General features: G+C 71.0%; 13 protein-coding genes. 8 read left to right on the top strand and 5 right to left on the bottom strand.

Annotated elements, in window-relative coordinates:
- Positions 1 to 98: 98 nt before the first annotated feature.
- From ACZ56V_RS33765 to ACZ56V_RS33790, 6 genes are all read left to right on the top strand, one after another.
- Complete coding sequence (locus tag ACZ56V_RS33765; protein ID WP_003973454.1) at positions 99 to 497, top strand: DUF742 domain-containing protein; 399 nt, start codon at positions 99 to 101, stop codon at positions 495 to 497.
- Complete coding sequence (locus ACZ56V_RS33770) at positions 478 to 1053, top strand: GTP-binding protein (RefSeq protein WP_003973455.1); 576 nt, start codon at positions 478 to 480, stop codon at positions 1051 to 1053. Before ACZ56V_RS33765 ends, ACZ56V_RS33770 begins: the two co-directional genes overlap by 20 nt.
- 406 nt (positions 1054 to 1459) lie before the next feature.
- Positions 1460 to 4711: a nitrate- and nitrite sensing domain-containing protein gene (locus ACZ56V_RS33775; protein ID WP_468947431.1), complete on the top strand. Its 3252-nt coding sequence runs from the start codon at positions 1460 to 1462 to the stop codon at positions 4709 to 4711.
- A gap of 10 nt (positions 4712 to 4721) precedes the next feature.
- Entirely contained in the window at positions 4722 to 5135 is a 414-nt protein-coding gene (locus tag ACZ56V_RS33780; protein WP_004983065.1) for a roadblock/LC7 domain-containing protein, read from the top strand.
- A gap of 94 nt (positions 5136 to 5229) precedes the next feature.
- Positions 5230 to 5802, top strand: a complete 573-nt coding sequence (locus ACZ56V_RS33785; protein WP_467383573.1) for a DUF742 domain-containing protein — start codon at positions 5230 to 5232, stop codon at positions 5800 to 5802.
- Positions 5783 to 6364 (top strand): GTP-binding protein, encoded by a 582-nt coding sequence (locus ACZ56V_RS33790; protein ID WP_009314218.1) that lies wholly within the window; start codon positions 5783 to 5785, stop codon positions 6362 to 6364. The genes ACZ56V_RS33785 and ACZ56V_RS33790 overlap by 20 nt, the downstream gene beginning before the upstream one ends.
- Before the next feature lie 275 nt (positions 6365 to 6639).
- Here the strand turns inward: ACZ56V_RS33790 and ACZ56V_RS33795 are convergent, their stop codons facing one another.
- The 3 genes from ACZ56V_RS33795 to ACZ56V_RS33805 all read right to left on the bottom strand — a co-directional run bounded on the left by ACZ56V_RS33795 (position 6640) and on the right by ACZ56V_RS33805 (position 10932).
- Positions 6640 to 6837 (bottom strand): acyl-CoA carboxylase epsilon subunit, encoded by a 198-nt coding sequence (locus ACZ56V_RS33795; RefSeq protein ID WP_059302326.1) that lies wholly within the window; start codon positions 6835 to 6837, stop codon positions 6640 to 6642.
- Between the two features lie 17 nt (positions 6838 to 6854).
- Complete coding sequence (locus ACZ56V_RS33800; RefSeq protein ID WP_398914744.1) at positions 6855 to 8438, bottom strand: acyl-CoA carboxylase subunit beta; 1584 nt, start codon at positions 8436 to 8438, stop codon at positions 6855 to 6857.
- Between the two features lie 154 nt (positions 8439 to 8592).
- On the bottom strand, positions 8593 to 10932 hold the full coding sequence (locus ACZ56V_RS33805) for a polysaccharide lyase 8 family protein (protein ID WP_468947508.1): 2340 nt from the start codon (positions 10930 to 10932) through the stop codon (positions 8593 to 8595).
- Between the two features lie 149 nt (positions 10933 to 11081).
- Between ACZ56V_RS33805 and ACZ56V_RS33810 the strand changes: the two genes are divergently transcribed.
- Complete coding sequence (locus ACZ56V_RS33810) at positions 11082 to 11639, top strand: YceI family protein (RefSeq protein WP_468947433.1); 558 nt, start codon at positions 11082 to 11084, stop codon at positions 11637 to 11639.
- On the opposite strand, the gene ACZ56V_RS33815 is transcribed toward ACZ56V_RS33810, so the two are convergent.
- Positions 11626 to 12204, bottom strand: a complete 579-nt coding sequence (locus tag ACZ56V_RS33815) for a cysteine hydrolase family protein (protein WP_467383571.1) — start codon at positions 12202 to 12204, stop codon at positions 11626 to 11628. The two genes, ACZ56V_RS33810 and ACZ56V_RS33815, sit on opposite strands and share 14 nt — an antisense overlap.
- Before the next feature lie 43 nt (positions 12205 to 12247).
- Positions 12248 to 12832, bottom strand: a complete 585-nt coding sequence (locus ACZ56V_RS33820; protein WP_468947435.1) for a TetR/AcrR family transcriptional regulator — start codon at positions 12830 to 12832, stop codon at positions 12248 to 12250.
- 76 nt (positions 12833 to 12908) lie between these two features.
- Here ACZ56V_RS33820 and ACZ56V_RS33825 point away from each other — a divergent pair, with 76 nt between their 5' ends.
- The gene (locus ACZ56V_RS33825) at positions 12909 to 13850 is read left to right on the top strand and encodes a DMT family transporter (protein WP_468947436.1); all 942 of its coding nucleotides are present in this window, start codon (positions 12909 to 12911) and stop codon (positions 13848 to 13850) included.
- The last annotated feature ends 1 nt before the right edge of the window (position 13851 follow it).

Genomic DNA, 13851 nt, shown 5'->3' on the forward strand with positions numbered 1-13851 from the left:
CACCCGTGTTACCAAATCACCGTCCGGCCGCCACAATCCCCCCACCGGCCTCGTCAGACGGCTTGACTGACCGACTTGCTGTCCCGCCCGGAGGATTCATGACCCCGCCCACCGCCTCTCATGATCCGTACGCGGAGCCGTACGAGGACGAGGGCGACCAGCCGCTGGTACGTCCCTACGCGATGACCGGCGGCCGGACCAGGCCGCGCTACCAGCTCGCCATCGAGGCGCTGATCAGTACGACGGCCGACCCGGCAGCGCTCATGGGACTGCTCCCCGAGCACCAGCGCATCTGCCACCTGTGCCGCGAGGTGAAATCGGTGGCCGAGGTGTCGGCCCTGCTGGCGATGCCGCTCGGTGTGGCGCGGATCCTGGTCGCGGACCTCGCGGAGGCCGGGCTCGTCGCCATCCACCAGCCTGGCGGCGACGAGAACAACGGCGGTGCGCCGGACGTGACACTGCTCGAAAGGGTGCTCAGTGGACTTCGAAAGCTCTGACGGAGGGCGGGCGACCACCTCCGCGAAGATCGTGGTGGCCGGCGGCTTCGGCGTCGGCAAGACCACGTTCGTGGGCGCCGTCTCCGAGATCAACCCCCTGCGCACCGAGGCCGTGATGACCTCGGCCAGCGCGGGGATCGACGACCTCACGCACGCCGGGGACAAGACGACCACGACGGTCGCCATGGACTTCGGCCGCATCACGCTCGACCAGGACCTGATCCTGTACCTGTTCGGCACGCCGGGCCAGGACCGGTTCTGGTTCATGTGGGACGACCTGGTGCGCGGCGCGATCGGCGCGGTCGTGCTGTGCGACACCCGCCGGCTGGCCGACTGCTTCCCGGCCGTCGACTACTTCGAGAACAGCGGTCTGCCGTTCGTCGTCGCGCTCAACGGCTTCGACGGTCAGCAGCCCTACTCCCCGGACGAGGTGCGCGAGGCGCTGCAGATCGGCCCGGACACCCCGATCATCACGACCGACGCCCGGCACCGCGCCGACGCCAAGTCGGCGCTGATCACGCTGGTCGAGCACGCGCTGATGGCCCGCCTGCGGTAGGTCCGCCCACCGCCGCAGCCAAGTCGGCAGGCTTCTACGGCACTTGTCGTAGACGAGTCGGAGCCGGCTGTGTCCTTTGACACGGTCGGCTCCGCTGTTCATAACGTTTCGGCAGAGGAATCGGGTGGTACCGACACGCGACGCGGTCAACTGGTCTCGCTGCGCGCACGAACGCCCCGTCTTTTGACGGACCTCTCTCTTTATGACCGTTTTACGCGAGGCTTACATCACGTGTAACCCCCGCGTTCCACTGTTTGGAAGAGCGCTGGTCGCCGTGCTGGAATGCCAGAACTGCCCCATGGTCTAAGACGTACTCAGCAGTAGCGCGTACTCGATGACTGACGGAGTGGGTTCTGAGACACAGCGGCACGACACAGGTGCCGACCGCCGAGAGGTTGTTGGTCGAGTGAGGCGAAGCAAGAACAGTCCCGAGCCATCGGCCCGGGGCAACTTCACCCCGCCGCCGCGCACAGCGGCGCCCGCCCCCGTCCCCGCCGCGGAACCCAAGGCCGAGCCCGCGCCGAGCGGTAGCCGTTTCACGCCGCGCAACTGGCGGGTGACCACCCGGCTGAACGCCATCCTGCTCATACCCGTGCTGGTCGGCCTCGTCATGGGCGGCTTCCAGGTGAAGAGCTCGATCGACACGTGGCAGGACGCCGAGGACGCCGAGAGCACCGCGCGTCTGGTGCGCGCCTCCCTCGGCTACGCCAACGCCCTCTACAACGAGCGCGACCTCACGGCGGCCCCCCTGCTGCAGGGCAAGGGTGAGAAGGACGCCACCGTCGGCAAGGCCCGCCAGGCCACCGACGACGCGGCCGACGTCTTCGACGAGGCGGCCCAGGGCATGCCCGCCAAGGCGGGCCTGGAGCGCCGGCTGAAGGTCTTCCGCGAGCAGGAGCCCAAGCTCCAGACGCTGCGGGCGGCCGCGTACACCTCCAAGCTCAAGGGCGTGGAGACCGAGGAGGGCTACACCGGCGTCGCCCACCCCCTGATGGAGTTCGCCAACGAGCTGGGCCTGGGCACCGGCAACATCACCTCCTACGGCCGGACCGTCTACGCGATCTCGCTGACGAAGGCGGCGCTCTCGCTGGAGCGCTCCATCGGCATGCACATGCTGGTCAAGCCGGGTCCGGAGCCCAGCCACCTCGCCAGCCAGCGCGTCGCGCTCTCCTCGTACGCCTACCTGGAGCGCATCGCGATCGAGGAGTACATCGGCGGCGGTACCGAGGCGGACGCGCAGAAGCTCGAGGACGCCGAGGCGAAGCTCAAGGAGGACGGCGCGGCCATGGCCAAGGAGGCCAAGGCCAAGGACCCGGACTACGTGCCGCCGCCGTCCGACCCGACGACGATGATCTCGGAGCTGGCCGGACTCGCGTCCACGGACACCAGCGCCCGGGCGGAGCTGGCCCGGCAGGGCATCACGCCGGAAAACTGGTGGGCGGTCAACACCCTCAAGTTCGACGCGTACCAGAAGATCGAGTCGGACCTGGCCGACAAGGCGGTGTCCGAGGCGTCCGGGATCGCCGACGACGCCGAGCGTGACGCCTACATCACGGGTGCCGCGGTCGTGATCGCGCTGCTCGCCGCGTTCGTCCTGGCCGGCATGGTGGCCCGCGGAATGAGCCGCTCCATGCGCCAGCTGCGCAACGCCGCCTTCGGCATCGCCGAGCAGCGCCTGCCGATGCTGGTCGACCAGCTCTCCCGCACCGACCCCGGCCGGGTCGACACCCGGGTGCAGCCGATCCCGATCACCTCGACCGACGAGATCGGCGAAGTCGCCCGCGCCTTCGACCAGGTGCACCGCGAGGCCGTCCGGCTCGCCTCCGAGCAGGCGCTGCTGCGGGGCAACATCAACGCGATCTTCACCAACCTGTCGCGCCGCAACCAGTCGCTGATCGAGGGCCAGCTGAGCCTGATCACCGACCTGGAGAACAACGAGGCCGACCCCGACCAGCTGGAGAACCTCTTCCGGCTGGACCACCTCGCCACCCGTATGCGCCGCAACGGCGAGAACCTCCTGGTCCTCGCCGGCGAGGAGCCCGGCCGCCGATGGGACCAGCCGGTCCCGCTGGTCGACGTGCTGCGCGCCGCCTCCTCCGAGGTGGAGCAGTACGAGCGCATCGAGCTGTCCGGCGTGCCGGAGGCCGAGATCCACGGCCGCGCCGTGACCGACCTCGTGCACCTGCTCGCCGAGCTGCTCGAGAACGCCACCACGTTCTCCTCGCCGCAGACCAAGGTCCGCGTCACCGCGACCCGGCTGCCCGACGGCCGCGTGATGGTGGAGATCCACGACAAGGGCATCGGCCTGACCGCCGAGGACTTCGCGGACATCAACCACAAGCTGGCCAACCCGCCGACCGTGGACGCCGCGATCTCGCAGCGCATGGGACTGTTCGTGGTCGGCCGGCTGTCCGACCGGCACGGCATCCGCGTCCAGCTGCGCCCCTCCGGTGAGCAGGCGGGCACCACCTCGCTGGTCATGCTCCCGGACGCCATCACCCACGGCGGTGGCGGCGGCGAGCAGCAGCCGCGCGACGAGTTCACCGTCTCGCAGATCATCCCGGAGCAGAACTTCCAGGGCGAGAGCTTCGGCCAGGTCGGCCAGCCCATGCGGACCGCCGCCGAGCTGGGCTTCGACGACAGCCGGTACGCCGAGGTCCCGGACGACATACGCGAGCTGGACCCGGTGGGCCGCTCGCTGATGCGCGAGGAGCGCCGCGCGGCCCTGGAGGCCCAGTCGCATCCCGAGCTGCCGGGTCCGGCCGACCAGGGCGACGGCGGAAGCCGCGAGGCCACCGCCTTCCCGGAGCAGTTCACCGGTCAGCAGCCCGGGTACGACCAGCCCCTCGACGGCTACCAGCAGCAGCCGAACGGCGCTTACCAGGGGCAGCCCAACGGCGGCTACCAGGAGCAGCCCAACGGCGGCTACCAGGAGCAGCCGAACGGCGGCTACGACCCGCAGTCGGCGTACGCAGACCCGCAGCAGGCCTACCAGGAACCGCAGCAGGCGTCGTACGACGAGCAGTACTACGCGCCGAACGGCGGCCTGCCGGAGTCCGGGAACTACTCGCCCTTCGAGCAGCGGCGCCACCAGGACGACTGGCCGCAGCAGGACGGATACCAGAACGGTTATCCGGACCAGTACGCCGCGGGTGCCCCCCAGGCGCAATCCGCCCAGGCCGCTGACGTGACCGAGGCGGACCGCGTAGGCTTCGACCGTCCAGGGCCTGCCCCCTCCGCCGCCCACGAGCTGACCGACGCGGGTCTTCCCCGCCGCGGCCCCACCGCGGGCGACGCGGGACACGTGGGCCAGGAGACGCCGGCCGCCGCACCGGGGGCGGGCGGCGAGGACACCTGGCGGTCGGCCAACGACGACCGCTGGCAGCAGGCCTCGGCGCTGCGCAAACCCAAGGCGGGCGGGGTGACCTCCTCGGGTCTGCCGCGGCGGGTGCCCAAGGCCAACCTGGTCGAGGGCGCGGCCGAGACCACTCCCCAGGGAGGCCCCCAGATCTCCCGCGCTCCGGAGGACGTCCGGGGCAGGCTGAGCAACCTGCGGCGCGGCGTCGAGCGAGGCCGCAACGCAGGCAGTGAAACGAACGGCCAGGACACAAGGAATGAACACCGTGGTCCTGACAGCACCTACAACCAGGAGCGTTAGTGTGAGCCCGATGAGCCAGGCGGCGCAGAACCTGAACTGGTTGATCACCAACTTCGTGGACAACACCCCGGGGGTGTCCCACACGGTGGTGGTCTCCGCCGACGGACTCCTTCTGGCGATGTCCGAAGGGTTCCCTCGCGACCGAGCCGATCAGCTCGCGGCCGTCGCCTCCGGCCTGACCTCGCTGACCGCCGGCGCCTCGCGCATCTTCGAGGGCGGCAGCGTGAACCAGACGGTTGTGGAGATGGAGCGCGGATTCCTCTTCATCATGTCCATCTCCGACGGCTCGTCCCTCGCGGTTCTCGCACACCCCGAGGCGGACATCGGTCTCATTGGGTACGAGATGGCCCTTCTGGTGGACCGAGCGGGCACGGTTTTGACCCCCGATCTGCGGGCTGAGCTCCAAGGGAGCCTTCTCAACTAAAGGACAGACGGTGCGTTTTGGCGTCCCGTGGCCGTAAAGTTTCGGGACGCGGCTCCACAGCGATGGGTGCCAGGCACAGTCGGAGGAGGAAAAAGTGGCAACACCCCCAGGCGGTCCGTCATCGGGCAACTGGTCGTACGGCCCTGGCCAGGGCCAAGGCGACGGCTCGGCGCACGGATACGGCTACCCCTCCGTGCCGAGTCACCGGCAGCCGTACGCGCCGCAGGGCCCCGGCCCTGCGCCGTACGACCAGCCGCATGCTCCGCGCATCCAGCCCGTGCAGCCGCAGCGCCGCACCCCTGAGCCGGCGCCCGCCGGGGCGTCGAACAACCCCCTGGTGCGCCCGTACGCCATGACGGGCGGCCGCACCAGGCCCCGGTACCAGCTCGCCATCGAGGCGCTGGTGCACACGATCGCGCAGCCGCACCAGATGCAGGGCCAGCTGCCCGAGCATCAGCGGATCTGCAATCTCTGCCGGGAGATCAAGTCGGTGGCCGAGGTCTCGGCCCTCCTGACGATCCCTCTCGGCGTGGCCAGGATCCTCGTCGCCGACTTGGCGGAGGCGGGACTGGTCGCCATCCATCAGCCCGGCGGCGACGAGAGCGCCGGCGGCCAGCCAGACGTGACACTGCTCGAAAGGGTGCTCAGTGGACTTCGCAAGCTCTAGCGGCGGTCCTTCCCGCTCCACCACTTCCGCGAAGATCGTGGTGGCGGGCGGCTTCGGCGTGGGCAAGACCACGTTCGTCGGCGCTGTCTCGGAGATCAATCCGCTGCGCACAGAGGCCGTGATGACATCCGCGTCGGCGGGCATCGACGACCTCACCCACACGGGGGACAAGACGACCACGACGGTCGCCATGGACTTCGGACGCATCACGCTCGACCAGGACCTGATCCTGTACCTCTTCGGTACGCCCGGCCAGGACCGGTTCTGGTTCATGTGGGACGACCTGGTGCGCGGCGCCATCGGGGCCATCGTCCTGGTCGACACGAGGCGGCTCGCCGACTGCTTCCCCGCGGTCGACTACTTCGAGAACAGCGGCCTGCCGTTCGTCATCGCGCTCAACGGCTTCGACGGTCAGCAGCCGTACAACCCGGACGAGGTCCGGGAGGCGCTGCAGATCGGCCCGGACACCCCGATCATCACGACCGACGCGCGGCACCGCGCCGACGCCAAGTCGGCGCTGATCACGCTGGTCGAGCACGCGCTGATGGCCCGCCTGCGCTAGCCTGCGGGCAGTCGTGCCGCCCCCTCCCCTCCGCCTGCGGGCAGTCGTCACCTCCCCCAGTGCCTCGAGGGCCTGGGAGGTGCCCCCAGGGCGGCACGGGTGGGCGCAGGCGGCACCCCGTCAGCGCCGGGTTGCGCGACGCCCCCTGCGGCCACTGGGCTGCCGGGGGCGGTTTCGTTGCCGGGTGCGCGTAGTACGTGGCTGGTCGCGCAGTTCCCCGCGCCCCTGAACGAGCGAGGCCCCTCCTGACGGAGGGGCCTCGCTCGTATCTCGGGTCAGCGCCAGCTGTGCGGCGCCCTGAAGCCCGGCTCGCGTTCCAGGCGGCGCCAGCCCGCGCGGGCTCGGCCGCCGCCGTGGGTGGGGGCGATCTCGGCGGGGCGGGCGGCGGCGCGGGCCAGGAGGAGGGCCGTGATGGCGGCGACTTCCTCGGGCTCGGCGTGGCCCTTCTCGACGCGGATGTCGGGAGTGGACATGGAAGTGGCTCCTCGGATCACTGCGGCGGGTTGCCGTGCTTGCGGGACGGCAGGTCGGCGTGCTTGGTGTGGAGCATCGCCAGGGACCTGATCAGCACCTCGCGGGTTTCGGCGGGGTCGATGACGTCGTCGACCAGGCCGCGTTCGGCCGCGTAGTAGGGGTGCATCAGCTCGGACTTGTACTCCTTGACCATGCGGGCCCGCATGGCCTCGGGGTCCTCGGCCCCGGCGATCTGCCGGCGGAAGATGACGTTGGCGGCACCCTCCGCGCCCATGACGGCGATCTCGTTGGTCGGCCAGGCGTAGGTGAGGTCGGCGCCGATGGACTGGCTGTCCATGACGATGTAAGCACCTCCGTACGCCTTGCGCAGGATGAGCGAGATCCGGGGCACGGTCGCGTTGCAGTAGGCGTAGAGGAGCTTGGCGCCGTGGCGGATGATGCCGCCGTGCTCCTGGTCGACGCCGGGCAGGAAGCCGGGTACGTCCAGAAGGGTGATGATCGGGATGTTGAAGGCGTCGCACATCTGGACGAAGCGCGCGGCCTTCTCCGACGCCTCGATGTCCAGGACTCCGGCCAGGGCCTGCGGCTGGTTGGCGACGATGCCGACGACCTGGCCGTCCAGGCGGGCCAGGGCGCAGATGATGTTGCGGGCCCAGCGCTCGTGGACCTCCAGGTACTCGCCCTCGTCGACGAGTTCCTCGATGACCTTGGTCATGTCGTAGGGGCGGTTGCCGTCCGCCGGGACCAGGTCGAGCAGCACGTCCGAGCGGCGGTCCGCGGGGTCGGAGGACTCGTGGCGGGGCGGGTTCTCCCGGTTGTTCTGCGGGAGGAGGGAGAGGAGGTAGCGGACCTCGGCGAGGCAGGTCTCCTCGTCGTCGTAGGCGAAGTGGCACACGCCGGACGTCTCGGCGTGCACGTCCGCGCCGCCCAGGCCGTTCTGCGTGATCTCCTCGCCGGTGACCGCCTTGACCACGTCCGGACCCGTGATGAACATCTGCGAGGTGTCGCGGACCATGAAGACGAAGTCGGTCAGGGCGGGGCTGTAGGCCGCGCCGCCCGCGCACGGGCCGAGCATCACGCTGATCTGCGGGATGACCCCGGACGCCTTCGTGTTGCGCTGGAAGATGCCGCCGTAGCCGGCGAGCGCGCTGACGCCCTCCTGGATACGGGCGCCGGCGCCGTCGTTCAGCGACACCAGCGGGGCACCGGCCGCGATGGCCATGTCCATGATCTTATGGATCTTCGTGGCGTGGGCCTCGCCCAGCGCACCGCCGAAGATCCGGAAGTCGTGGGCGTAGACGAAGACCGTGCGGCCCTCGACCGTGCCCCAGCCGGTGATGACACCGTCGGTGTACGGCTTCTTGGCCTCCAGGCCGAAGCCGGTCGCCCGGTGCCGGCGCAGCTGCTCGACCTCGCGGAAGGAACCCGCGTCCAGGAGCAGCTCGATCCGCTCACGTGCCGTCAGCTTGCCCTTGGCGTGCTGCGCCGCCGTCGCCTTCTCGCTCGGTCCGGCCAGCGCCTGCGCACGGATCTCGTGCAGCTCGGCCACTCGCCCGCGCGCGTCCGTCGGCTCACCCGGCGCCTCATCCAAAACGGTCATGTAGCGACTCTACGAACCCGACCAAGGATTGCGAGCCGTCGACTCCGTACAGTCTCCGGCCCGTTTTCCTGGTAGCACTGAACAGAACCCCCACCGCATGCAGCCTTTTCGACTGCTCAGGGGGCCTCCACCTTGTAGAGGTCGCACAAACCCGTCAGCTGAGAGCCACCTCACATTCATGGGTGGCGCATACCACCCCTGGAGTGACCCGGAGGTGCAGCCGGCGGCCCGTCGCGAGGACCTCGACCGTCTCGTCGGCCCACGGCACCGCTCTCACCGGGTGGTCCCAGATGATCTCCAGGGGCTCTCCCGTGCGCGGCGGCTCGCTCACGCAGAGCGTAGCGGTACGGCCCCGGCGGCGGACCAGCACACTCGCCCCGGCCGTGGCGGTGAGCGGGCCCGCCGTGCCGGCCTGCCAGAAGTTGCCGGCCGTGAGGCCGAGGGAGGGGACGGTCACCGCCTGGCGGCGGGCGTCGTTGGCGAGGACCGTGACCCGGCGGCGGTCGGCCGCGCGGCGGGCGACGGCCGCTCGGGAGGCGCCCGGCATGACGGTGTAGACGTAGCCGGCGTCGGCCGGGTCGGTGCCGTGGTCGAGCCAGAGGGTCTGCCAGCGGCGGGTGCGGCGCTCGGTCGTGCTGGTGGTGTTGATGTCGGACCAGGCGCCGGTGCGGTCCTCGCGCAGGGTCCGCAGGCCGCCCTCGGGCACGATCCAGCCGCCGTGGCCCTCCAGGTGGGCCCAGTTCCGGCCGCGTGCGAGGACCTGGTCGCCGCCCTCCCCCAGGTTGCGGTTGTCCACGACGGTCTCGACCGGGACTCCGTCCGCGCAGGTGATGCCGGCGCCCAGGCAGACCACGGCGTCGTCGAGGAAGAACCAGGACTTGCGGGCCTCCAGGGTCGAGCCCAGGCCCTTGAGGTGCTGCCCCACGGCCGCGTATGTGCCGTCGGTCGTGCCGCCGACCCAGCGCACGTCCGGTTTGGGCTCGCCCCACTCACCGCCCGCGCGGTCGGGCAGGCGCTTGGTGGAGACGGTGGTGCCGGGCAGCCGGTACCAGTCGACGGTGGGCCAGAACCAGTCGGTGTACTGGTCTGCGGTGGTCCCGTTCGCCCACCAGGTGAGCATGCCCGATCCGGTGTGCCAGCCGCGCGGGTTCTCGCCGTTGCCGCACTCGTAGTGGGCGATGCGGTCACTGGCCATGGCGAGGCCCGCGGTGAAGGCGGGGCGGCGGTGGACGGCGCGGTCCATGGCCGCGAAGAGGTGGTGCCCGGCGGGTTCGGGAGCGGCCTCGCCGGGCGCGTCGGCGATCGCGTGCAGCCGGGCCAGGTCGGCGACCGGGAACTGGGGCGCGGTGAGGAGCGGGGTGACGGTGTCCCGTGCGATCCAGCCCTTGATCCGGGCGTACCAGCGCTCTCGCTCGGCGTCGCTCGCGCCGCCCGCGAGGACCGCCATGGCGGCGATGATCTGCTGGCCGTGGAAGTGGTCGCTGCGCATGACGTGCAGGTCGTCGCTCTGGAGGTAACCCCGGCTGACGGCCCGCCCGTTGACGGTGTCCATCACGAGTCCGTCGTGGATCAGGGGCGCGTAGGCGTGCTCCACGCTGTCCAGGACGATCTGCCTGCCCGGGTCGGTCACCTCCCACTCGGAGCCGGCCAGCAGGGTGAACAGCCGGCCGAGGCCGTCCAGCATGACCTGGCCGTACGTCCCCGAGTAGGCGACCCAGGTGTGCTGGACGAAGGAGCCGTCGGCGTAGAGACCGTCGCCCCGGGTGACGTACGGGAAGACCGGCGAGAGGGCGTCGCGGGCCAGGGCGAGCTTGGCGGGGGCCCGGCCCAGGACGCCGCGCAGGGCGACCGAGCGGCACAGGTCGACGCGGTTGGCGCCGGTGGAGGTGCCGGTGTAGTCGCCGAGCATCGCGTCCGGGACGAAGTGGTCGACGGCGGCGCAGGCGGCGGCCACGCGGTCGGTGCCGAGGTGGTCGTACAGGGCGGCCGTGATGTCCATCAGGAGCCGGGGGCTGCCGATCTGCCATTCCCACCAGTTGCCGTAGCGGGTGGTGGCGGGGTTGTAGACGGTGGCCGAGAGGTGGTCGAGGCCGCGCAGGATGTCGGCGAGGAGGGCGGGGTCGCCGGTGGAGCCGGTGCCCTCCTGCACGTACGCCTCGGTCATCGTCCACAGGCGTCCGTAGGCGAAGGTGATCCCGGCGGGCGGGTCGAAGGGGTGGCCGGGCCACAGGGAGGTGGCAGCGGGGGCCATGGTCGCGCAGTGTTCGCGGGCGCGTGCGCCGGTCTCGGCGAGGCGGGAGGCGTACGGCTCGGCGGCCGGGTCGTAGCCGGTGCCGAGGGCGATCTCCAGCCAGCGCCGGCGGAGGCCGTCGTAGACGTCGGCCGCGTCGGCCGCGGCGGCCGCGGCACGGGGGACGGAGGTGAGGGCGGCGGCCGCGGCCGCCGCGAGCAGGACCGCGCGGCGGGTGGGGGCGGTGGGACGCTGTGGGGTCATGCTCATGCCGTCTATCACGCCGGGGGCGGGAGGGGAACGGCGCCGCAACATGTGCGGCGCGGGTGGTTGATGGCGGCACGGAATAGCTCTAGAGTCGAAGTCGTTGGACTGGTTGAACATTCAACTTCAAGCCTTCCCCGGAGGACACCATGACCACCACCCCCGACCTCTCCACGCTGACCGGCGACTACGCCGTCGACCCCGCCCACACGACGATCGGCTTCACGGCCCGCCACGCGATGGTCACCAACGTCAAGGGCAAGTTCCTCGACTTCACCGGCACGCTGCACCTGGACGGCACCGACCCGTCCCGCTCCACGGCGTCCCTGGACATCACGATGGACAGCATCGACACGGGCTCCCCCGACCGTGACGGCCACCTGAAGGGCTCGGACTTCTTCAACACCGGCGAGTACCCGACGATGACCTTCCGCTCCACCAAGGCGGAGTCCCTGGGCGGCGACGACTACCGCATCACCGGTGACCTGTCGATCCTCGGCACGACCAAGCCGCTCACCATCGACCTGGAGTTCAACGGCGCCGCCAAGGACCCGTTCGGCAACGAGCGCGTCGGCTTCGAGGGCAAGGCGGAGATCAAGCGCTCGGAGTGGGGGCTCACCTGGAACGCGGCCCTGGAGACGGGCGGCGTGCTGGTCTCCGACAAGATCAAGCTCAACTTCGACATCTCGGCGATCAGGCAGGCCTGACGTCCCGCGCCCCCTCGGGGGCGCCGAAGTCCACCTCGGCGGCGGCCCGGACCCGGATACGGCGGCCGGGCCAGCCGATCATGCGGTAGACGGCGTTGTACTGCGCGATCGAGCGGTCCGCCGGAACGAGGTCGTCGGTGTCCGCGGCGGTGCGCACCGAGGTGGTGTGCCCGTCGGCGACGACGACCAGGTCGTACCCCCGGCTCAGCGCCTGCCGTGCCGTGGTGTCCACGCAGATCTCCGTGGCGAACCCGGTCACGATCACCTCGGTGACCCCGAGCGCCGCCAGGATCGCGTCGAGGCCGGTGTCCAGGAAGCTGTCCGGGGTCGTCTTGTCCACGACCGGCTCCCCCTCCCGCGGAGCCAGCTCGGGCACGACCCGCCAGCCCTCGGTCCCGGGAACCATGTCCGCGTCCCGCTGCCGCACGGTCACCACCGGGACCCCGGCCGCCCGCGCCCGCTCGCTCAGTCCGGCGATCGCGGCGACCGTCTCGGCGGCCCGGTGCGCCATGGCGACCGTGGTGTTCTGCATGTCTATGACGAGGAGCGCGGTGGTGGGCGGCATCGGCTCACCGTAGCGGGGCGCCCCGCCCGTGCGCCGCCCCTTTTCACCTGCGCAGCAGCTCCCGCACCTGATCGAGGGCGGTCCCGAAGGGGTCGGGGACGACGCCCAGCCCGTGGGTGACCAGCGCCCCCTCGTGCAGCAGCATCAGCGTCCGCGCCAGCCGGTCCGCACCGGCCGCGTCGATCTCCCGGGCCAGGCCGGTGAAGAGGTCGAGCATCCACCGCTTCTGGCCGGTGATGACCGGGTACGCCGGATGGTCCGGGTCGCTGATCTCCGCATGCGCGTTGATCATGCTGCACCCCTTGGCGCCGTACCGCGCCGACCACGCGCGCGAGGCCTCGAAGACCGCCTCGACCCGGGCGGCCGCGTCCTCCCCCGCCCCCTCCAGCCGCGCGGCGAGCAGGTCCCGCCACCGCTCGTCGCGCCCGGCGAGGTACTCCACGACGATCTGCTCCTTCGAGCCGAACCGGTCGTACAGCGTCTTCTTGGTCACCCCGGCCTCGGCGGCGATCAGATCGACACCCACGGCATGGATGCCGTGCGCGTAGAACAGCCGCTCGGCGGCCTCCAGCACCCGTCGCGCGCCGGGCGTCATCCGGACGCGGCGCGGCTTCTCTTCTTGACCCATGCTCCCGAGTATACCGGTCTGTATAGTGGGCACCCGAGATTACTAAACTGATCTGTCTACTTGGGACGGAGTCGACATGAACTTCCTGCTCTCGGCCGCCTTCGTACTGTGCTGGAGCTCCGGCTTCATCGGCGCCAAGCTCGGTGCGGAGACCGCGGCCACGCCCACCCTCCTGATGTGGCGCTTCCTGCCGCTCGCCGTGGCCCTGATCGCCGCCGCGGCCGTCTCCCGGACGGCCTGGCGGGGCCTGACGCTCCGGGGCGCCGGCCGCCAGATCGCCATCGGCGCCCTGTCGCAGAGCGGCTATCTGCTCAGCGTCTACTACGCCATCGAACTGGGGGTCTCCAGCGGCACCACCGCCCTGATCGACGGCGTCCAGCCACTCGTCGCCGGCGCGCTCGCCGGTCCCCTGCTGCGGCAGTACGTCTCCCGCGGGCAGTGGCTCGGACTGTGGCTCGGGCTGTCGGGTGTGGTCACGGTGACCCTCGCGGACGCCGGGGCGGCGGGGGCGGGAGTGGCCTGGTGGGCCTATCTCGTCCCGTTCCTCGGGATGCTGTCGCTGGTGGCGGCCACCTTCCTGGAGAGCCGCACCCGGGAGCCGGTCGCGCCCCGCGTCGCCCTGACGATCCACTGTGCGACCAGCGCCGTCCTCTTCTCCGGACTGGCCCTGGGCGTCGGGGCGGCGACACCGCCCGCCGGGTCCTCGTTCTGGCTGGCGACCGCCTGGCTGGTGGTGCTGCCGACCTTCGGCGGCTACGGGCTGTACTGGCTGATCCTGCGCCGGTCCGGCATCACCGAGGTCAACACCCTGATGTTCCTCATGGCCCCGGTCACAGCCGTGTGGGGTGCCCTGATGTTCGGCGAGCCGTTCGGCGTCCAGACCGCCCTCGGCCTGGCGGTCGGCCTCGCGGCCGTGCTCGTCGTCCGGCGCGGGGGCGGTGCGAACCGGAGGCGGCGGCCCGCGCGGTCCGGCGCGGACCGTCCGGCGGCCGAGAGGCCGGCGGCGGCCAGGCGCTGAC

Source organism: Streptomyces sp. NPDC034099 (assembly GCF_055575415.1).